Here is a 20,861-nt window from a genome sequence, read left to right as displayed (position 1 = left end):
AAAATAGCTCAGAGAATCTAATTTTCAAAAAAGTTGAAGATAATTGCCTATTCGTCAAACAAAGCTTTTAACTCTGAGGCTTGCTCCGGTTTCATTTTTCCGGCCAAAAGCAGGCTGAGCTGCCGGCGTCTTAGGGCCGCAGCATAGCGTTCTTTCTCCAAGTTTGATTCTGGCTTTAATGCAGGAACAGGAACAGGGTTGTTGGTGTCATCAACAGCCACAAAAGTATAAATTGCTTCGTTGGCCTTAGAGCGGTGGCCGCTTTCGCGATCTTCAATCCATACATCCAAAAAGATCTCCATAGAAGAGGTGAAGGCTCGAGAAACACGGGCTTCAACAGTTACCACACTGCCTAAAGGGATGACTCGGTTAAAGGCGACATGGTTCACGGAGGCGGTAACAACAATACGCCTGCTGTGTCTTCTAGCGGCTATGCTTGCCGCGCGATCCATACGTGCAAGTAGCTCGCCTCCAAACATATTTCCTAAGGGATTGGTTTCACTAGGCAATACCAAATCGGTAATGATGGTGCAGGAATCTTTAGGTGTCTTCGCCTCCATAACTAGAATTTTGGCAAAGTTAAGACCAATTTACTTGGTGAAAAAAAGAATAGGGTACTAGTTGAACTGTTTTACCAAGAGCCAAGCATCTTTATTGTTGCTGTTCTTGATAATTCTGAGGGCGCGCAAAGCATCTAAACGTTCACTGTGGCTTTCATAGCTCACTTGGTGTAAGCCGTATTTGTTCTTTCCTAAAAGACGCGCTTCAAAGCCCTGAGCTTGAAGTTGAGATACTTTTTTATGTGCATTAGCTTCTTCACGGAATGCTCCAGCAATGATATGGTATTTGCCTTGGTATTTAGGAAGATTGACTTCTAAGCTCGGCAAGGGGTTGATCACAAAAGTAGCTTCTTGGATACTGTTTTGAACGCGGTCCTTAGCGTCTTGAGTTTGCACGTAGTTGTGCTGTTTTACTCCAGATTCATAAATCTTAAGACCTCCAAAACTAGCAAGTCCAATGGCTACAAGACCAATTGCCGCATATCTCAAATACACCGGACGTTGTTTTGTAGGGGTGAAAAGCAGTGGCTCTGGCTCTAAGGTGATAGCTTGTTCAACCTGCTCAGGGGAGCGATTCACAGCCTGTTGCACAAAATGCGACAAACCAAAGGATTCCGTGAGGTAGTTGTTTTGTCCCGTAGGTTCAAAGCTGATCTTGTTTTGATCCATAGAAAGGGAACCAACAGCTTCAATGAGAATGTTTTTCCCGGCTTCTAACTCATGCTCTAAAAAGCGTGTATAGCTGCGGATGCTGTCCAAGGCTTCTTCATAACTAATGTCTTTTGCTTTGGCAATATGATCAGCGAGCAAGCCATCATTGCTTTGCAGCTGTCTGTTGAAAGACAATAATTTACTCGGCGGATAAAAAGCATCCGTAGATTCATGAATTCTTGCTGGCTGATACTGTGTAAGAAAAGCACCAAATCCGGGCAGAATAACGCATTCGTATCTGTAGAGTAAATCGCTGATGTATTGATCAAGCCGCATAAAAACAAATTTAGCATTTTTTGAATCCCACAAAGTACCTGACCTAAGAACTTATTAACACTAGCAATAATGTCGTATTTTTAACGAGCCTCCCCTGCAATTTTATCGAATTTGAATACTGCTGATCTGCTGCCAGTTATGGCCTTGTATTGCCAGAAAGGGGTGAGTAATGCCTTGGCCAAAAAATTATTGCATCACTTTAAGGATCCACAGGAGGTGTTGGAAGCCTCTAAGGCTGAACTCAGCGCAATATCTTGGTTTCCACAACGGTTGTTGCCCAATTGGAATTGGGAAGCTTCTATTGAAATGGCCTCTGAGCAAATTGAACACATGCATCTGCATGGTGTTCAGGCTCTTCTTTTTAAGGAACCTCAATACCCAGAGCTGTTAAAACACTGTATTGACGGACCGCTTCTGCTCTTTTACAAAGGACAACCGCCTTGGCAAAAGCGACGTTGGTTATCTGTTGTAGGTACCCGTAAAATGACCACTTATGGTCAACAACAGTGTGAGTCATTCATTCGAGCGTTACGTCCTTACGACCCAGTGATAGTTTCTGGCTTGGCCTTTGGGATTGATGTTACTGCACATAAAGCTGCTTTAGCTAATGGGTTGCAAACTGTTGCTTGCATGGCACAAGGCTTGGATCAAGTTTACCCAAAAAGACATGCCAAGATTGCAAAACAAATACAGCAACAAGGCGGATTACTCTCAGAGACTTTGATCAATAGCGGTTTTCATAACCGTTATTTCATTAGGCGTAACAGAATTATCGCTGGATTGTCTGCGGCGACCATTGTGGTAGAATCAGCTCAGAGAGGTGGGAGTTTAAGCACTGCGGAAATGGCTTTTTCCTATAATCGAGATGTGTATGCTATTCCAGGTCGATTAACTGATTCCCAAAGCGTGGGTTGTAACAGTCTTATCGCTCGTCAGCTTGCACGGGTTTACACTTCTGCTGAAGATTTAGTTAGCGATCTGGGTTGGGATCAAGACCATTTAAAGACCCAAACAGAATTGCCATTACGGATTTTAGAAGCCCTTAAGCCAGAAGAACAACATCTTTTGTCGCTTTTTGAAGGAGCTTCGAATATGCATATTGAACAGTTAAGAAGCCTTTGGGGCGTACCTAATGCTAACCTAGCTGCCGTGCTTTTGTCCATGGAGCTCAAAGGATGGATCAAGCCCCTTCCGGGTCAGCTTTTTAGGAAAGTCTAGTAACCGGTCTTTTCTCGAACGCGACCAATGACCTCATTGGCCACCTTGCTCGCTTTGGCTGCACCTACGGCTAAGGCTGCATCGATCTCGTCTAGATTGTCCATATAGTAATTGAACCGCTCGCGAACCGCCGCAAATTTATCAATGATCAGCTCGTAAAGTGCTTGTTTAGCATGACCATATCCAAAACCACCAGCGCGGTATTTTGCCGCCATTTCTTCGGTTTGCTCTACAGTTGCCATCAAGGAATACAGTGCAAAAACATTACAAGTATCCGGATCTTTTGGGTCTTCTAAAGGCGTACTGTCTGTTTGAATACCCATGATCTGTTTGCGTAATTTCTTGTCGGCCAAAAAGATATTGATCGTATTCTCTCTGGACTTGCTCATCTTATTGCCGTCTGTACCTGGAACGTACATGGTGTCTTTTTGCAATTCCGTTTCAGGTAACACAAAACATTCGCCCATTTTGGCGTGGAATCTGCTGGCAACATCACGAGTGAATTCCAAATGCTGTTGCTGATCTTTCCCCACAGGAACAATCTCGGCATCATAGGCTAAAATATCTGCAGCCATCAACATAGGATAGGTAAAGATCCCGGAATTTACATCTTCTAAACGATCTGCTTTGTCTTTAAAAGAATGTGCCAAGGTTAAACGTTGGTACGGGAAAAAGCATCCCAGATACCAAGCCAACTCGGTCACTTGTGGAACATCACTTTGTCTGTAAAAAACCGTCTTCTCAATGTCCAATCCGCAAGCCAGCCAAGCTGCAGCAGTACGATAAGTGTTGTCTCTTAGGGTTGCAGCATCTTTGATCTGTGTCAATGAGTGCATGTCTGCAATGAAAAGAAAAGATTCGTTCTCTGGCGATTCTGCCATTTGAATCGCTGGCAAAATAGCACCGAGTAAGTTCCCCAAATGTGGAGTGCCTGTACTTTGAACGCCGGTTAAAATTCGAGCCATAGTGATGTTTTTGGCAAAGTTACTTTTTTTACAAAGTTTGCTCTAATGAATTAGAACTGAATTGGAATTTTTATTTTTGAGCCTCATGCATTGGATCAGCGCCCCTTTTAAGATTTTATGGCGGATTTGGTTTTACCTTCTGGTCGCCCTGCCTATCGTAGTGCTTTTTCCGGTATTGCTGATTCTTATTTCCAGAGATGCATGGTATCCACTGTATTTTAAAATCGCCCGCGGATGGGGCCGATTTGTTCTTACAGGAATGGGTTTTTGGCCGAGCGTAAAACGTTTGGAACGTCACAGGAAAGAGCAGAGCTATATGTTTGTGGCCAATCATCAGTCCATGACCGATATCATGCTTATGCTGCACGCTGTTGGGCGTCCTTTTGTATTCGTTGGGAAAAAGGAATTGGCTGCTATCCCGGTTTTTGGATTCTTTTACAAGCGTACCTGTATTTTGGTGGATCGCAGTAATGCCCAAAGTAGAAAGGCTGTTTTTGAGCAGGCGCAAGAGCGTCTCCGTAATGGTTTGAGCGTTTGTATTTTTCCTGAGGGAGGAGTCCCGGATGATGAATCCATTGTTTTGGACAGCTTTAAAGACGGAGCTTTCCGTTTGGCTATAGAACATCAGATTCCTATTGCCCCGCTGGTCTTTTACGACAATAAAAAGCGTTTTCCCTTTCGATTTTTCGGAGGCGTTCCTGGAAGAATGAGGGCACTTGTACTTCCAACAATACCTACCAGTGGCATGGAACTTCGCCAAAAACAAGAACTCAGAAATCAGACTCGAAATTTGATCTTAGAAGAACTCAAAGGTCAAAAATTGCTAAAAAAATAGCCGCCCTCGTAGCGGAGAGCGGCCTTAAGGCATTATTGCGAGCGCAATAACTAACCTAACCAACTAAAAAACTAACCTAAAAGCTGAATCTCAAGCCGCTGTAGACTCCCATATAGTATGGTTGAGAACCTATACTGGAATCCGAATACGGATTGAGTTGATATTTAAATACAGGCTCTACGTTGATCGCAAAGCGCTTGCTAATGTCATATTGTAAGCCCATCCCCACATTGGTGGTAAAGCTCAAACTATTCAAATTTCCAACACTTCCCAATGCGGTTTCGCGTTGGCCGCTCACAGCCGTAATTGAATTGTCTTGCAAGAAAAGGGTACTGAATCCACCAAAGACATTGACCTTAAAACGATTGTTCACTACCGCATAAGACAATTCCAAAGGAACTTCCCAATACTCAAACTGCTGATTTAGGAAACCTTCAAAAGCGTCAATAGGAGGGATGTCTAGACCTTCTGTTGGTGCCGCTTGGGCAAAACGATTTGCTAAAGTTCCTTTATCACCTACAGAATAAGCTATCTGTCCGTTTACAAATTTTGACCCCACATTAAAGGCTGCAGGAGCAACGGCAAACTCAATATCGTTGGTGTTTACACTGAGATTCACACGATTCACTCCAGAACGTACAGCCAGTCTATTATTTACCTGATACTGTACTTGCACTCCATAGCTCAAATTGGCGTCTGCTGAGGTACTGTTATCCGCAAATTCTGAACCTACAGTAGATCCTTCCCCAAAAGAACCGTAAACCACAGGAGCCGCCTGTGGCACAACACTCCAGCGTTGATCAAGGTTATCTTGATCATTGAGCTCAAGCGCTGTTTCGGTATCTTTTTGGTCTTCAATGGCGTCAAAGATGGAAATCTTGCCCGTTTGGTCATCACTGACCTCTGGGTCTTTGGAAATTTCTTCATCAACGGTCACTGCAGTAGTTGTGGCATCTTCGGTTTGACTCTCTAGCAAGGCATCAGCCGTTTTATCATCCACAACGGTGGTTTGGGTATCTGAGCTTCCCGCTACTGCTGTAGTGGTTTGCCCAGTATCTTGTTTGTTATCGTCAGCATCTTTAGTACTATCTGTAGTGGCAACACCCGTGGTTTGGGTGTCAAAAGCAGTATCTATGGCAGTTTTGTCTATTCCTTTTTGAATGTTGGTTTGCTGAGTGCTTTGATTGGTTTGAGTAGCCACTGCATCTTTTTGGTCTGACACCAATCGTTTCGCATCCGCTTCTGTAGATTGATTCTTAGCACCTTCAGTAGTACCATCATTTGGTCCATCTGCAACGGCATCAATGGATCCATTGTCTAGCAATAAATCTTTAGATGGTTTCTGATCATCATCAGCATCACTATCAGTTTGCTCTACAGGGATAGTATCTTCCGTAGAAAAGGAATTTGCAGGATCTGAATCCGGCCAGAACACACCTCCAACGGTCAAAAGTAAGGCAAGTAAGGCAGCAACACCACCAGCACGCCACCAGATCGGGATGACCTTGCGGTCCTCTTTTTCTTCTTTTTTAAGAGCAGCTTGAATGCCCTCCCACACCTCTGGTGGAGGGGTCGCTTCAAAGTCTTTGAAGCCCTCTTGAAAAATTCTATCTATGTGCTTTTTATCGCTCATTTTAATATCCTTCGGCCGAACTGTTACTGTTGTAGGCCGTAATCTTAGTTTTTAGAATCATCCTAGCCCGCGCTAGGTTTGATTTTGAGGTTCCAGCAGAAATATCTAGCATTTCTGCAATATCGTTGTGCGAGTATCCATCCATCGCATAGAGGTTAAAAACCAAACGGTATCTGTCTGGCAGTTCTTGAATGATCTTTAAAAGATAATCCAAGGGAACTGTTGTGTCCTCTACTTGTTCGTCTACTGCTTCAATTTGCTGCTCGTTGACTAAGTCAAAAACCCGCTGCTTGCGGTATTTCTGGAGCACTGTGTTTACAGTTACACGCTTTAACCAACCTTCAAAAGAACCTTTGTGTTTAAATTGACCAATGGTCCTAAAAATGGTTATGAAAGCATCTTGCAGGTTGTCTTGAGCCTCAGTATAATTTCGCGAGTACTTCAAACAAACCGAAAACAATTTGGCAGAATACAACTGATAAAGCTCACCCTGAGCTTTGGCTTCGTTGTTTTTACATCTGTCTATAAGTGCTTCCAGAGCCACTTTGATCCGCGAATTTTATTACTAACATGTAAGCATGGTGCAACTAAGTTCCCCTGCTGCACAGTGAGCAACCATAGTCACGGAGTCAATGTGTAGATGATAAAACTCCGCTAAGGTTGCGTATGAAAGTATAAAATTTTATTCATTGATGATCGCGATGGCCTCTTTGATTTTGGCCTCGAGTTCATCCATAAGATCTGGATTGTCTTTGAGAAGTGTTTTTACGGCGTCTCGACCTTGACCCAATTTGGTTCCATCATAGCTGAACCATGAACCGCTTTTCTTCACGATTTCGTAATCCACGCCTAGGTCAATGATCTCTCCAGCTTTAGAAACTCCAGTCCCGTACATGATGTCAAACTCTGCAGTTCTAAACGGTGGAGCCACCTTGTTCTTCACCACTTTAACACGAGTTTTGTTTCCAATAACCGAACTGTTAGAATCTTTGATCTGAGTAGATCTACGGATATCAATACGTACCGAAGAATAGAATTTCAAGGCATTACCACCCGTTGTGGTCTCTGGGTTGCCAAACATTACCCCGATCTTTTCACGCAGCTGGTTGATAAAGATCACCGTACAGTTGGTTTTGCTGATGGATCCGGTGAGTTTTCTCAAAGCTTGAGACATCAGTCGGGCGTGCAGTCCGACTTTAGACTCACCCATTTCTCCTTCAATCTCACTTTTTGGCGTCAATGCCGCTACAGAGTCAATAACAATAATGTCAATAGCACCGGAACGGATCAAATTATCGGCGATCTCCAAAGCTTGTTCTCCATTGTCTGGTTGAGAGATGATCAGGTTCTCAATATCTACTCCGAGCTTTTCTGCATAGTAACGATCAAAGGCGTGTTCTGCATCAATAAATGCAGCAATTCCACCATCTTTTTGAGCCTCTGCAATTGCGTGCAAAGTAAGCGTGGTTTTACCGGAGGATTCCGGACCGTAAATCTCGATGATTCTTCCCTTAGGTAATCCACCAACACCAAGCGCTAAATCTAACCCTAATGAGCCTGTTGAAACGGCGTCAACTTGCTGAACAGCAGCGTCTCCCATTTTCATGACCGTTCCTTTTCCGTAGGTCTTATCAAGCTTGTCTAAAGTTAATTTTAAGGCTTTTAATTTGGCGTCTTTTTCGTTACTCATATCGGCAGTATAATGTGGTTGAAGATAGAAGGCTAAAATACTACTTCTTTTACTTAATTTCAATCAAATCACGCAACCATTTATGAATTTACAGTCTATCAGATACAAAGGGAAAATTCATTGCTGTGAAATATGTTAAACAAACCGAAATGGTAAATAAAAAAGGACTGGCAGTTACCCAAGTAGTCATTTTCAACTGCCGCCTCGACGGCGGCTAGCTACGCCTGTAGTCACTCTTAAAAAATTAAAAAGTATTAACGAATTAGCCATTCGAAAAAAAGCGCCGGAAATTCCACTCTGGCGCTTTTTTTGGTCGTTTCTTTAATTAAGCTACCTTTGCGCTCAATTACTTTTTCATTCAACTTAAACGCAAGTATAGCATGCAACTGTACAACAAATTAAGTGCGATTGAAAGGGCAGAGTTACTTGAACAAGCTGGTGAAGACCGTTTGACCCTTTCTTTCTATCAATACGCCAAAATTGGCAATCCCGAATTATTTCGCAATCACTTATTCATTGCCTGGAACGATATGGAGGTTCTGGGAAGAATCTATGTGGCCCATGAAGGGATCAACGCCCAACTTTCTGTACCAGCCAAACGCTTTGAAGAATTCAAGAATTTCTTAGATGGAATCTACTTTTTAGAGGGTTGTAGGCTCAATATCGCCGTGGAACAGGATTTAAAATCCTTTTTAAAGCTCAAGGTAAAGGTTAGACACAAGATCGTTGCCGACGGCCTTAACGACGAAACCTTTGATGTTACCAATAAAGGAGTCCACGTAGATGCTCAAACTTTCAATGAACTTTTGGAAGATCCAAATGCAGTGGTGGTGGATATGCGCAATCATTACGAGAGTGAAATAGGACATTTTAAAGGCGCCGTTACGCCAGATGTTGACACCTTTAGAGATTCCTTGGACATTATAGAAGAAGACCTAAAAGACAATAAAGAAGACAAGAAGTTGGTCATGTATTGTACCGGAGGAATCCGTTGTGAGAAGGCCAGCGCCTACTATAAGCATAAGGGATTCCAGCAGGTATACCAATTAGAAGGTGGGATCATTGAGTACACCCGACAGGTAAAAGCGCAAGAGTTGGAGAATAAATTCTTGGGTAAAAATTTTGTGTTTGATCACAGACGTAGTGAACGTATTAGCGATGTAATCATCGCCAAGTGCCATCAGTGCGGAAAGCCTTGTGATACTCACGTGAACTGTGCCAATGAGGCCTGCCATCTATTATTTATACAATGTGATGATTGCGCCAAAAAAATGGAAGGTTGTTGCAGTACCGAGTGCCAAGATATAATCCACCTGCCCTATGATGTGCAGAAAAAGCTTCGAGCGGGGAAGCACAACAGTAATAATATCTTTAAAAAAGGCCGCTCGGTTAAACTGAAATACAAGAAATAATTTCTGTGAATCAGGCCCTTAAGCGCATTGCTTATTCTGTCACGATAAAGTAAACAGATATCGTATTTATGACTATCTTTAAGGACAGAATTTAGTACTAACTTCCGACTCGAATCGGTCACTTTTCGAGCAATATATATAACACTCTATGGCCTGTTCTTCTTGTGCCTCCGCTGCGGATGGCCTGCCAAAAGGCTGTAAAAATAACGGGACCTGCGGCACTGATGGCTGCAACAAACTCACCGTGTTTGACTGGTTGGGCAATATGGCCTTGCCTGCAGAAATGACTCCTTTTAATGCCGTTGAGGTACGTTTTAAAAATGGTCGAAAGAACTATTACAAAAACACCGAAGGACTCACCCTTTCCATAGGAGATATTGTCGCCACAGAAGCGAATCCCGGTCACGACATCGGACAAGTCACCCTTACCGGAGAGTTGGTTCGGGTGCAAATGAAGAAAAAACGCATCAAAGAACCGCTAGAAGAATTACCCAAAGTATATCGCAAGGCAGGACAGCGAGATATTGATATTTGGCAAAAAGCAAGAGATCGGGAAGAGGCCATCAAAAAAGAATCGCGCGAGATCGCGATCCGTTTGGGCTTACAGATGAAGATCTCAGATGTGGAATTTCAGGGAGATGGATCTAAGGCCATCTTTTATTACACTGCAGAAGACCGCGTAGATTTTAGACAACTCATCAAAGATTTTGCCCGCGCATTCAACACGCGTATTGAGATGAAGCAAGTTGGCTTTAGGCAAGAAGCTGCTCGTTTGGGTGGAATTGGATCTTGTGGACGCGAACTCTGTTGTTCTACCTGGCTTACCGATTTCAGATCAGTTAATACGGCAGCCGCACGTTATCAGCAGCTCTCCTTAAATCCGCAGAAATTAGCAGGTCAATGTGGGAAACTCAAGTGTTGTTTGAACTATGAACTCGATACCTATTTGGATGCTTTAGAGAACTTTCCTAAAAGTGATGTTCGTCTGCAAACCAACAAAGGAACTGGAGTCTGTCAAAAGATTGACATCTTTAAAGAGCGTTTGTGGTATGCCTATGAAGGCGACTGGATGCAGTGGTTTGAGCTTTCAGCCACACAGGTCCGTGAAATCATGACGGTGAATAAAAAGGGTAAGAAAGTAACGAGCCTCGAGGACTATAAAATAGAGGTCAACTTAAGCACTTTTGAGTTCAATGACGGCGCCGGTCAGGATAGTTTAACGCGATTCGATCAGCCTAAAAAACGTCGTAAAAAACGAAGAAACAAAAACCGCAATCAAAAGCGCAATAACGCTCCAAAATCAAAACAAAAGTGATCCGAATTACAGGCATAGCAATAGTGTTGGCACTGCTTTTGAGTAGTTGTACTGGCGATGCCGTAATTAGCAGTACTACTTCTTTTTCTGACGGATGGGACCTAACAGATACGGTTCAGGTCAGTCTTCCTGAAATGGATTCTACGGCGGCATATGACCTTTTCATCAATGTGCGCAATACCAATGATTATCCCTTCAATAATTTATTTCTGATTGCGCGCATGGAGTTTCCCCAAGGGAAAGTCATCACAGACACCTTGGAATATCGAATGGCAAACCCTGACGGAACTTGGATGGGAAGTGGTCTGGGAAGTGTAAAAGAGAACAAGCTTTGGTACAAACAAGGCGTGCGCTTTGCAGAACAAGGCGAATATAAATTGAGCATAGTTCATGCGGTCCGCAATAATGGGGCGGTAGATGGCGTTGAACGATTAACAGGCATTACGGACGTGGGAATCAGTGCAGAGCTTCCCCAAACAGACTAACTATGGCAAAACAAGCAGCAAAAAAAGAAGCTATGGAAAAGTCTCAGCTTAGAAAGTACATCTTTCTATTTTGGAAGTTGGTAGCTGGTGGCTTTTTATTCATTATCCTGATGTTCCTATTGGCCTCTTGGGGCGTTTTTGGAAAACTCCCAGATGAGACGGCATTAGAAAATCCAGAAAAAGATCTCGCTACAGAGATCATCTCTTCTGATGGGAAGACCATCGGAAAATTCTACAAAGAGAACCGAACACCGATAACCTTTGATGAGCTCCCACCACATTTGGTCGAGGCCTTGATCGCAACAGAAGACGCCCGCTTTTACGACCACTCAGGAATCGACGCCAGAGGATTTGTGCGTGCCGCAGCCTTTTTAGGCAAACGCGGAGGGGCAAGTACCATTACCCAACAATTGGCCAAGCTGTTCTTTACTGACGATGTGGCTAGCAATACCGTTGAACGTGTGATCCAGAAGATGAAAGAATGGATCATCGCGGTGCGTTTGGAAAAACGATACACCAAGGAAGAGATTGTTGCGATGTATCTCAATGAAATGGACTTTATTTTCCAGGCGGTGGGGATTAGATCAGCCTCAAACATCTACTTTGGAAAAGAGCCCAGAGATCTAAACATTGAAGAGAGTGCAATTTTGGTGGGAATGCTTAAAAATCCGCGCCAATACAATCCCAAACGTGAGATCTCTAAAGCAAAATCGCTGGCACGACGCAATGTGGTGATCAGCCAGATGGCCAAATACGAGTATATCGATGAGCAAACCCGGGACTCTTTGACGGCCTTGCCATTAAAGATCAACTACACGCCTCAAGGTCATGACGAAGGAATAGGAACTTACTTTAGAGAGTATGTCCGCAACTATATGAAGCAGTGGGCCAAGGATAATCCTAAAACAGACGGAACCACTTACGACATAGATCGAGACGGACTCAAAGTTTATGTGACCATTGACTCGCGCATGCAAGAGTTTGCAGAAGCAGCTGTGGATATGCATATGTCCAATCTGCAGGCAGAATTTGACAAGCAAGGCGCCAAGAACAATACGGCTCCTTTTAGAGACATTACTCAAGATCAAATTGATGGAATCATGAATGCTGCTATGCGTCGCTCAGACCGATGGCGCACCATGAAACGTCAAGGGAAATCAGAGAAGGAGATTATTGCCTCTTTTAATGAAAAAACAGACATGCGCATCTTCTCTTGGGGAGGCGACATTGACACCTTAATGACCCCGATGGATTCCATCCGTTATTACAAAGGCTTCTTAAGAGCTGGACTGCTTTCCATGACTCCACAAACTGGTGAGATCAAAGCTTGGGTTGGAGGAATTGATTATAAGCATTTCAAATACGATATGGTCCGTACCGGACAAAGACAGATCGGGTCAACCTTTAAGCCTTTCGTATACGCTACGGCTATTGACCAAATGCATATGTCTCCTTGTGATACCCTGCCAAACACACCGTATTGTATTCCGCAGGGCAAGCATGGAAACATGAAAGAATGGTGTCCAAAGAACTCCAACGCTGACTACGGCGGAACAATGAGTTTACGAAATGCCTTGGCAAACTCTGTCAATACCGTTACGGCGCGACTCATAGATCGCGTAGGACCTAAACCAGTTATTGAATTGGTGGAGCGTATGGGAGTAGACCCTGAAGATATTCCAGAAGTTCCCTCTATTGCCCTAGGAACACCAGACGTGACCCTTTATGAGATGGTTGGGGCTTATGGAACCTTTGCGAATCAAGGGGTATACATTAAGCCGATCTTGATCACACGCATCGAGGATAAGAACGGTACTGTTTTGGACCAGGCTACTCCAGAGGCCAAGGACGTGATCTCTGAAGAGACCGCTTATGTAACCTTGAGTTTGATGGAAGGAGTGACTCAAGCCGGTTCTGGACAGCGTTTGAGACATAAATGGGCAGTCAATACAGCCAAGTACAAAGCGGCTGTTACGGGTTATCCCTATGAATTTACAAATCCTATCGCAGGAAAGACAGGAACCACACAAAACAATAGTGACGGTTGGTTTATGGGAATTGTCCCTAATCTGGTCACAGGAGTTTGGGTTGGTGGTGATGACCGCGCGACGCACTTTGCCTCAACCGCCTATGGAGAAGGAGCAACTATGGCACTCCCTATCTGGGCCATTTATATGAGAAAATGTTACGATGAAGGATTGGATGTATCCGATGGAGAATTTGAAAAGCCAGAGGACATCACCATAGAAACTGACTGCGAAAAATGGGCTGAAAACAACAAGCCTGAAGAAGAAGTGCCTAACGAATTCGAGTTTTAATCGAGACCCTATGATCAACAAAACGGTTGCCAATGTAGAAGAAGCCTGCCAAGGCGTAGCATCAGACATGACCTTTATGTTTGGAGGCTTTGGCCTGAGTGGTATTCCCGAGAATGCCATTGGCTATTTATCTAAACAAGATATTTACGGACTTACTTGCGTGTCCAATAACGCAGGGGTAGATGATTTTGGTTTAGGACTGTTACTACAGCGCAAGCAGATCAAGAAAATGATCTCTTCTTATGTGGGAGAGAATGCCGAGTTCGAGCGACAGATGCTCAGCGGAGAGTTAGACGTTGAATTGATCCCGCAAGGGACTCTGGCAGAACGTTGCCGAGCTGCTCAGGCAGGATTTCCGGCATTTTATACGCCTGCGGGTTATGGAACAGAGGTCGCGGAAGGCAAAGAAGTACGCGAATTCAACGGCAAGATGCACATCTTAGAGTATGCTTTTGACGCCGACTTTGGTTTTGTAAAAGCCTGGAAAGGAGACACCGCCGGGAATTTGATCTTTAAAGGAACTGCGAGAAACTTCAATCCGAACATTTGTGGAGCGGCTAAGATCACCGTGGCTGAGGTGGAGCACTTAGTACCTGTAGGGGAACTGGATCCGAATCAAATCCATATCCCCGGAATATTTGTACAGCGCATCTTTCAAGGCGCTGTCTATGAGAAACGTATTGAACAACGAACCGTAAGACCTAGAGAATAATGGCATTAGATAAGAACGGAATTGCAAAACGTATTGCGCAAGAAGTCAATGACGGCTATTATGTAAATCTGGGAATTGGTATTCCAACGCTGGTGGCCAATTATGTTCGAGATGATATTAGCGTAGAATTCCAAAGTGAGAATGGAGTTTTAGGTATGGGGCCTTTTCCCTTTGAGGGAGAAGAGGATCCGGATATCATTAACGCTGGTAAACAAACCATTACTACTTTGCCTGGAGCCTCATTCTTTGACTCTGCAATGAGTTTTTCTATGATTCGAGGAAAACACGTCCATTTAACAATTCTTGGTGCTATGGAGGTTGCAGAGAACGGAGATATTGCCAACTGGAAGATCCCCGGAAAGATGGTAAAGGGCATGGGAGGCGCTATGGATTTGGTAGCCAGCGCAGAAAACATCATTGTTGCTATGATGCACACTAACAAACGCGGAGAATCCAAATTGCTCGAGCGTTGTTCCCTGCCAATCACTGGCGTGGGCTGTGTAAAGAAAGTAGTGACCAACCTAGCAGTCCTGGATATCACAGAAGATGGCTTTGTACTGCGCGAGCGTGCGCCAGGGGTTTCTGTGGAGGAAATTGTAAACGCAACGGCCGGAAAACTTCATGTTCCGGATACCGTACCTGAAATGAACATTTGATTTTTATTGCCTTAAAAAGTAAGAAATTACGTATATAGATGTTAAAATGTTAAAATAAAGCGTATTTAATCTAATAAAAAGGCACTTTATCGCGAATTTTAAATTTTTCGCGCATCTTAGCAGTCCCTAATTAAAGTAACATAACCTACTATGCTAATGGCGATTAAAAATACACTACGGTTAATAACAACCTTCCTGTATTTAGCTAAAAAAGTTTTTTTGTTAATGTAAAATACAAACCCCAAATCTGTGCAACGATCAGATACAGGTTTTACCCGTTCTTTGTGAGGTTAGAGCGGGTTTTTTTTGCCCTATTTTAAGCCTTTTGGGATGGCATCAATAAGGCGTTTGGTGTACTCTTTTTTAGGGTTAGCGTAGATTTCATCGGCATCTCCAATCTCTTCAATCAGCCCGGCATTCATAACCACCAATTGATCTGCCATATACTTGACAACGGCTAAATCGTGTGAAATAAATATATAGGTAAAGCCGTAGTTATCTTTTAAGCGATTGAGCAAGTTGAGCACTTGAGCTTGAACACTGATGTCCAGGGCAGAGACGGATTCATCGCAGATGAGCAACTTAGGCTTTAAAGCAATTGCTCTGGCAATGCCAATACGCTGGCGTTGTCCGCCAGATAATTGATGCGGATACCGGTTGTAATAGTCGGCGTCTAAACCTACTTCCTCCAATAATTCCAACACTTCTTGTTTGCGCTTACTGGCACTATAGGAGTGATGTACCCGAAGCGGTTCTTCAATTGCCTCTCCTATGGTCATTCTTGGATTTAAGGACGCAAAAGGATCTTGAAAAACGATTTGAATTTCTTTGCGCAGGCGCTGACGCTCGGTTTTATTGAGATAGGTAATGTCTTTTCCTCGAAACTTTATTTGACCAGCCGTAGCAGACTCAATCTGCATAATGGTTTTTCCTAAGGTAGATTTTCCACATCCGGATTCCCCGACAAGACCGAGGGTTTCACCTTCAAAAACTTGAAAATTGACCCCTTTTACAGCGGCTACAGCTTTAGGCTTTCCAAATAAGGCCGCTTTGCCATAATAGGTTTTCTCTAAGTTGTTGATCTCTAATAAAGGAGCTTTTGTATAGAGCTTCTTGTGTTTTGCAGCACGTTGTTGAGCGCTTAATTCTTCGGGTTTAAAACTGTTGTCAGAGAGGTCATCAACCGTAGGAAGTCTTTTGAGTCGTTTGTCTAGGTCTGGCCTACTATTAAGGAGTGCCTTGGTATAATTATGTTGCGGATTGGTAAAAAGTGTATGAGTTTCAGCTACCTCCAGAATCGAACCCCGGAACATAACCGCAACCCGATCTGCAATCTCAGAGACCAAGGCCAGATCGTGAGAAATAAAAAGCACACTCATTTGATTTTCCTTTTGCAGACTCTTTAAGAGCTCAATGATTTCCTTCTGAACCGTCACATCCAAGGCCGTAGTTGGCTCATCCGCAATTAAGATCTTGGGCTTACAAGCCAGTGCCATGGCAATCATTACGCGCTGCATTTGGCCGCCACTGAGCTGATGCGGATAGCTACTATAAACTTCATTGACCCGAGGTAGTTTGACCTGTTCAAACAACGACAGGACTTCTTTTTTGGCCACTGATTCTGATTGCCCTTTGTGAATTTTCAAGACTTCAGCGACTTGCGGACCGCATTTAAGTGCTGGATTTAGCGCACTCATGGGTTCTTGGAAGATCATGGCCATTTCATTCCCTCTGAGGCTTCTAAGTGCGTTTGACGATAGCTTGGCGAGCCTTTGATCTTCATAGGTGATCTCGCCTTCAATCACAGCGGTTTTTGGGAGTAATCCCATTATCGCTAAACTGGTGATGGACTTCCCTGAACCGGATTCGCCTACCAATCCTAAGATCTCGTTTGGATAGAGTTCTAAATCAATTTCATTGAGAACAGGGTCCGCTTTTCCAAAGCGAATGCTGAGGTCCTTTACTGATAAGATAGGTGCTTGCGCCATTGTTTAAAGATACTTCTTTTTTAATGCTCAACACGGGGGAAATTTTGACTCGAATTCACATCAAAAAACGATAAAACTGAAGTGTGTTGAACTAAATCGCTTTGCCAGAGAGGCTTACGGAATTACCGTAATATCAGGGTGGAAAAATTACGGCAATTCTTACAAAACACACAATCTTGTTTAGCTGTTTTAGCGAATGGCTGAACAAGTATTTTCAATTTCTGCACTTTATCGATTATTCATCATTTTATAAAAATGGCTGAAGTATTAATAGTATCTTAACAAAGGATTGGCAACAATCTCAAAATTAACTAACTATCAATTATTTATCACAATGACCAAAATTTTCACTTACGTGAAGTGCTTTTTAGTGCTTTCCGTATTTATGACAGGGAACCTGCTCTTGGCGCAAACACGTGCAGAGCAAGAAATTATTACAAGTAGGTATGACCTGCCTTCTTTAACTCAATTAGAAGCTGAGTTCTCTCAGAAGTCAGCCTCTAGAAAAACTGTAGCGGAGAACTTCGCCGCTCAAGAGAGCATTCCGCAAAGACTCACACTTCCGAATGGTGCCTTTGCCGAGCTACAGTATATTGCTGACGACGGAAGTCCTATTTACTACCAAACATTTAATGTTGATGCTGCAGTTTCTACGAGAGCAGATTACTTGAATTCTGGAGGTGGTTTAGGTTTGAGCTTAGACGGACTTAATATGGTGGCCTATGTTTGGGATGGAGGTCACGCTCGTGTTACTCACCAAGAGTATGATGGTTCAGGTGGTAGCAATCGCGTTACTGTTGAAGATGCCGCTACAGAAGGTGGAACTCGTCTAAACTTTCACGCGGCTCACGTAACAGGAACCATTGCGGCTTCTGGTGTGCAACCAAGTGCTAAAGGGATGGCTCCTCAATCTCGAGTTCGTGGTTATATGTGGAATAACGATTTATCTGAAGCGACTTCTGCTGCGGCTTCAGGAATGTTATTATCAAATCACAGTTACGGATTCCGTTCTGATTTGGTTCCAGACCAATATTTTGGAGCGTACATTCAGGATTCCAGAGATTGGGACAATGTAATGTACAATGCACCTTATTACCTTATGGTGGTAGCCGCAGGTAATGACGGTAACACCAACTATAACGGTTCGCCATTAGCTGGGAACTCCGCTTATGACAAACTTACAGGCCATGCCACTTCAAAAAACAACTTAGTAGTTGCTAACGGGCAAGATGCCAATATAGATGGTAGTGGAAACTTGGTAAGTGTTTCTATTAATAGTTCAAGTAGTGAAGGTCCAACCGATGACTACCGTATTAAGCCAGATATCACTGGAAACGGAACTTCGGTAACTTCTTCTTATGAGTCTAGCAATTCTGCCTATGGAACCATTTCTGGTACTTCAATGGCTTCTCCAAACGTAACAGGAAGTCTATTGTTACTTCAGGAGCATGCTAACAACACTTTTGGAAACTATATGCGTGCCGCTACTTTGAAAGGTTTGGCTTTGCACACAGCAGACGATGCTGGACCAACAGGACCGGATGCTGTTTACGGTTGGGGATTGATGAACTCTAAGCGTGCTGCTGAGACTATTACTGCTGTAGGTTCAAACAGTATTATGGATGAATTGACTTTATCTGCAGGACAAACTTATACTATTAATGTAGATGCGGACGGGGTTAATGACTTAATGGCTTCTATCTCTTGGACAGATCCTGCAGGTACTGCAACTACTGCAACCAATTCAACTACACCAAGACTTGTAAATGATTTAGATATTCGTGTAAGCCAAGGCGGGACCACTTATTTCCCATACCGATTAACAGGTATTACCACTAATGATCTTGGTGATAATATTAGAGATCCATTTGAGCGTATTGCTGTTGGAGGGGCCTCAGGGACTTACACAATTACTATTACCCACAAAGGTTCTCTTAGTGGTGGAAGTCAAAACTACAGTCTAATTGTAACTGGAATCATTGCTAGTGGTGCAACTTGTACCGTAGCAGTACCTGGAAACGTTGGTGTTTCTGGTGTAGGTTCTAACTCTGCAATTATTAGTTATGACGCTGTGGCTGGAGCTACTTATGATGTGCGCTACAGAACTGGAAGCGCTAGCTGGACTACAGTTTCTTCTGCATCAACTTCTGCTAACTTAAGTGGTCTTTCTCCTGTAACTAGCTACGAAGCTCAAGTGAGAAGCAAGTGTTCAGATGGAACCACTTCTGCTTATTCTTCTTCAGTCAACTTTACTACTACAGAAGTTACATTGACTTATTGTGCCTCTCAAGGAAATAATGTTAGTGACGAGTACATCGGTCGCGTACAATTGGAAACCATTGATAATACCAGTGGTTCTGGTGGAGGATACTCAGACTTTACCAATATCAGCACTAATTTGGCTAAAGGGTCAAGTTCAACGATTACAGTTACTCCTTTTTGGACTGGCACTATTTACGCCGAAGGATATGCGGTTTGGATTGATTATAACCAAGATGGAGACTTCACAGATGCGGGAGAACTCGTTTGGTCTCAAGCGGCCACAACAAGCACTCCAGTAAGTGGAAGCTTTACGGTTCCAAGTTCAGCTGCAGACGGAGATACGCGTATGAGAGTATCTATGAAATACAACGGAATTCCAACATCGTGTGAGACCTTTACTTACGGAGAGGTTGAAGACTATACTGTTTCTATTACAGGAGCCACGGCCGATACTGAAGCGCCTACAGTACCAGGAAATCTTTCCGCATCAGCAATCACAGAAACTACAGCTACTTTAAGCTGGGATGCTTCAAGTGATAATGTAGGTGTTGTTGGTTATGAAGTGCTTCAAGGATCTACTTCTTTAGGAACAGTAACCGGTACTTCGGCAAACATTACTGGCTTGGTAGAGAATACCACCTATACTTTTAATGTAAATGCATTCGATGCTGCAGGAAACAGTTCTTCTAACGCAAGTGTGACCTTTACTACTGATGCCGCCGGAGGCGGAGGAGGACCAGTGGTACTTCACCAAGGTAATTTTGAAACTGGCTGGGACGGCTGGGTAGATGGAGGTAGCGATGCCTTCCGTTATGCCGGTGGACGTTCTTATGAAGGGACATACTCGATTCGTTTGAGAGACAACACAAACTCTTCTACGATGACTTTAGGTACTTTCGATATGACCAGTCATAACAGTGTAGATGTAGAGTTCTATTTCTATCCTAACTCTATGGAAACTGGAGAGGACTTCTGGCTACAATTCTACGATGGATCTACTTGGAATACTGTAGCTTCTTGGGCTAGTGGAACCAGCTTTACCAATAATCAGTTCTACACGGCTACTGTAACTATTAGCAGTGCGGAGTACAACTTCCCAAGCAATGCGCAGTTCCGTTTCCGTTGTGATGCATCGGGTAATGCTGACCGCGTTTATATCGATCAAGTTACCATTACTGCGGATGCTACTTCTGGATTCCTAGGAGGAGACAACATCGTGGCTCTTGGTAATCCTAACGGTTTTGTAGACGACGAAGGTCTTGACTTTGACGGAGACTTTATGATGTATCCGAACCCAGTGGGAAGCACACTTAATGTGCGTCTTCTTGATCAAACGGGTGAGGAAACTTACCGCATCATTAACTTGTTAGGTCAAGTGGTTTCTGAAGGAACCTTGATGCAATCTATAGACGTTTCACGTCTACAATCCGGAGTTTATATCTTAGAGATCAACGAAGGAGAAGAGATCGTAACCGATCGCTTCATCAAAGAGTAATCACATACTCATCAACTAACTAAATTGGAAAGACCTCGCCTTCGGGCGGGGTTTTTTTATTAGCGGTATTTGATCTGATGGTCTTGAAGAATGCTTTGATTGCGATAGCGTAAAAAGATCTGGGCCACAGTTATGGTATCTCGTTGGCAGTACTCTATTATGCGATCCAAGTCGTTGTCCTGGTAATACACTTCCCGAACCTGATCTCCGCTTATGTCTTCCTTAGGAGAGGGAATACCGAGTACCTTGGCCAAAAGACGCAGTGAGGTATAATGTTTAAAGGCTCCGAATTTCCAAAGTTCCATGGTGTCCAAATGGGGAACCTCCCAG

Annotated in this window: 16 protein-coding genes and 1 pseudogene; 9 read left to right on the top strand and 8 right to left on the bottom strand. The window is 43.5% G+C overall.

Translation table 11 applies throughout. The features are described 5' to 3' along the window. Positions 1–47: 47 nt before the first annotated feature. A complete protein-coding gene (locus HRT75_RS00905) occupies positions 48–560 on the bottom strand; it encodes an acyl-CoA thioesterase (RefSeq protein ID WP_291182081.1) in 513 nt (170 codons plus the stop codon). Between the two features lie 57 nt (positions 561–617). Further along, positions 618–1,547 carry an SPOR domain-containing protein gene (locus HRT75_RS00900; RefSeq protein WP_291182079.1) on the bottom strand — a complete coding sequence of 310 codons (930 nt, stop codon included), beginning with the start codon at positions 1,545–1,547 and terminating at the stop codon, positions 618–620. 111 nt (positions 1,548–1,658) lie between these two features. Between HRT75_RS00900 and dprA the strand changes: the two genes are divergently transcribed. Beyond that, on the top strand, positions 1,659–2,765 hold the full coding sequence (gene dprA / locus HRT75_RS00895; protein WP_291182077.1) for a DNA-processing protein DprA: 1,107 nt from the start codon (positions 1,659–1,661) through the stop codon (positions 2,763–2,765). Here dprA and trpS read toward each other — a convergent pair. Then, positions 2,762–3,730 (bottom strand): tryptophan--tRNA ligase, encoded by a 969-nt coding sequence (trpS, locus tag HRT75_RS00890; RefSeq protein ID WP_291182076.1) that lies wholly within the window; start codon positions 3,728–3,730, stop codon positions 2,762–2,764. The genes dprA and trpS overlap by 4 nt on opposite strands. A gap of 85 nt (positions 3,731–3,815) precedes the next feature. On the opposite strand from trpS, the gene HRT75_RS00885 reads away from it, so the two are divergent. Next, a complete protein-coding gene (locus HRT75_RS00885; protein ID WP_291182075.1) occupies positions 3,816–4,565 on the top strand; it encodes a lysophospholipid acyltransferase family protein in 750 nt (249 codons plus the stop codon). 76 nt (positions 4,566–4,641) lie between these two features. Here HRT75_RS00885 and HRT75_RS00880 read toward each other — a convergent pair whose 3' ends face one another. From HRT75_RS00880 to recA, 3 genes are all read right to left on the bottom strand, one after another. Continuing rightward, a complete protein-coding gene (locus tag HRT75_RS00880) occupies positions 4,642–6,198 on the bottom strand; it encodes a hypothetical protein (RefSeq protein ID WP_291182074.1) in 1,557 nt (518 codons plus the stop codon). Position 6,199: 1 nt separating this feature from the next. Then, positions 6,200–6,742: a sigma-70 family RNA polymerase sigma factor gene (locus HRT75_RS00875; RefSeq protein WP_291182073.1), complete on the bottom strand. Its 543-nt coding sequence runs from the start codon at positions 6,740–6,742 to the stop codon at positions 6,200–6,202. A gap of 138 nt (positions 6,743–6,880) precedes the next feature. Further along, entirely contained in the window at positions 6,881–7,888 is a 1,008-nt protein-coding gene (gene recA, locus HRT75_RS00870; RefSeq protein ID WP_291182072.1) for a recombinase RecA, read from the bottom strand. A 380-nt stretch (positions 7,889–8,268) separates the two neighbouring features. On the opposite strand from recA, the gene HRT75_RS00865 reads away from it, so the two are divergent. The 6 genes from HRT75_RS00865 to HRT75_RS00840 all read left to right on the top strand — a co-directional run bounded on the left by HRT75_RS00865 (position 8,269) and on the right by HRT75_RS00840 (position 14,786). Next, a complete protein-coding gene (locus tag HRT75_RS00865; RefSeq protein ID WP_291182071.1) occupies positions 8,269–9,300 on the top strand; it encodes a rhodanese-related sulfurtransferase in 1,032 nt (343 codons plus the stop codon). A gap of 148 nt (positions 9,301–9,448) precedes the next feature. Then, positions 9,449–10,615: a regulatory iron-sulfur-containing complex subunit RicT gene (gene ricT / locus HRT75_RS00860; protein WP_291182070.1), complete on the top strand. Its 1,167-nt coding sequence runs from the start codon at positions 9,449–9,451 to the stop codon at positions 10,613–10,615. Next, the gene (locus HRT75_RS00855) at positions 10,612–11,100 is read left to right on the top strand and encodes a gliding motility lipoprotein GldH (RefSeq protein ID WP_291182069.1); all 489 of its coding nucleotides are present in this window, start codon (positions 10,612–10,614) and stop codon (positions 11,098–11,100) included. Before ricT ends, HRT75_RS00855 begins: the two co-directional genes overlap by 4 nt. 2 nt (positions 11,101–11,102) lie before the next feature. Then, positions 11,103–13,418 carry a transglycosylase domain-containing protein gene (locus HRT75_RS00850; protein ID WP_291182067.1) on the top strand — a complete coding sequence of 772 codons (2,316 nt, stop codon included), beginning with the start codon at positions 11,103–11,105 and terminating at the stop codon, positions 13,416–13,418. 10 nt (positions 13,419–13,428) lie between these two features. Beyond that, the gene (locus tag HRT75_RS00845) at positions 13,429–14,130 is read left to right on the top strand and encodes a CoA transferase subunit A (protein WP_291182065.1); all 702 of its coding nucleotides are present in this window, start codon (positions 13,429–13,431) and stop codon (positions 14,128–14,130) included. Further along, positions 14,130–14,786, top strand: a complete 657-nt coding sequence (locus HRT75_RS00840) for a 3-oxoacid CoA-transferase subunit B (RefSeq protein WP_291182063.1) — start codon at positions 14,130–14,132, stop codon at positions 14,784–14,786. Before HRT75_RS00845 ends, HRT75_RS00840 begins: the two co-directional genes overlap by 1 nt. Before the next feature lie 311 nt (positions 14,787–15,097). Here the strand turns inward: HRT75_RS00840 and HRT75_RS00835 are convergent, their stop codons facing one another. Beyond that, complete coding sequence (locus HRT75_RS00835; RefSeq protein ID WP_291182061.1) at positions 15,098–16,774, bottom strand: ABC transporter ATP-binding protein; 1,677 nt, start codon at positions 16,772–16,774, stop codon at positions 15,098–15,100. Positions 16,775–17,108: 334 nt separating this feature from the next. Here HRT75_RS00835 and HRT75_RS00830 point away from each other — a divergent pair, with 334 nt between their 5' ends. After that, entirely contained in the window at positions 17,109–20,531 is a 3,423-nt protein-coding gene (locus HRT75_RS00830; protein ID WP_291182059.1) for a S8 family serine peptidase, read from the top strand. Positions 20,532–20,590: 59 nt separating this feature from the next. Here the strand turns inward: HRT75_RS00830 and HRT75_RS00825 are convergent. Next, a pseudogene (locus tag HRT75_RS00825) lies at positions 20,591–20,861 on the bottom strand (ribonuclease H-like domain-containing protein); the annotation flags it as partial.

Origin of the sequence: Gilvibacter sp. (assembly GCF_013214815.1) — a bacterium.
Lineage (GTDB): Bacteria > Bacteroidota > Bacteroidia > Flavobacteriales > Flavobacteriaceae > Gilvibacter.
The sequence above is the reverse complement of the archived record's forward strand: the minus strand, read 5'-3'. Positions and strand labels throughout refer to the sequence as shown.

Excerpts from the sequence above, each read along its gene's own strand:
- HRT75_RS00835 (WP_291182061.1), bottom strand. The coding sequence starts at position 16,774 with ATGGCGCAAGCACCTATCTTATCAGTAAAGGACCTCAGCATTCGCTTT.
- ricT (WP_291182070.1), top strand. The coding sequence starts at position 9,449 with ATGGCCTGTTCTTCTTGTGCCTCCGCTGCGGATGGCCTGCCAAAAGGC.
- HRT75_RS00850 (WP_291182067.1), top strand. The coding sequence starts at position 11,103 with ATGGCAAAACAAGCAGCAAAAAAAGAAGCTATGGAAAAGTCTCAGCTT.
- HRT75_RS00830 (WP_291182059.1), top strand. The coding sequence starts at position 17,109 with ATGACCAAAATTTTCACTTACGTGAAGTGCTTTTTAGTGCTTTCCGTA.
- HRT75_RS00905 (WP_291182081.1), bottom strand. The coding sequence starts at position 560 with ATGGAGGCGAAGACACCTAAAGATTCCTGCACCATCATTACCGATTTG.
- HRT75_RS00845 (WP_291182065.1), top strand. The coding sequence starts at position 13,429 with ATGATCAACAAAACGGTTGCCAATGTAGAAGAAGCCTGCCAAGGCGTA.
- HRT75_RS00885 (WP_291182075.1), top strand. The coding sequence starts at position 3,816 with ATGCATTGGATCAGCGCCCCTTTTAAGATTTTATGGCGGATTTGGTTT.
- HRT75_RS00840 (WP_291182063.1), top strand. The coding sequence starts at position 14,130 with ATGGCATTAGATAAGAACGGAATTGCAAAACGTATTGCGCAAGAAGTC.
- recA (WP_291182072.1), bottom strand. The coding sequence starts at position 7,888 with ATGAGTAACGAAAAAGACGCCAAATTAAAAGCCTTAAAATTAACTTTA.
- HRT75_RS00880 (WP_291182074.1), bottom strand. The coding sequence starts at position 6,198 with ATGAGCGATAAAAAGCACATAGATAGAATTTTTCAAGAGGGCTTCAAA.
- HRT75_RS00865 (WP_291182071.1), top strand. The coding sequence starts at position 8,269 with ATGCAACTGTACAACAAATTAAGTGCGATTGAAAGGGCAGAGTTACTT.
- trpS (WP_291182076.1), bottom strand. The coding sequence starts at position 3,730 with ATGGCTCGAATTTTAACCGGCGTTCAAAGTACAGGCACTCCACATTTG.
- HRT75_RS00900 (WP_291182079.1), bottom strand. The coding sequence starts at position 1,547 with ATGCGGCTTGATCAATACATCAGCGATTTACTCTACAGATACGAATGC.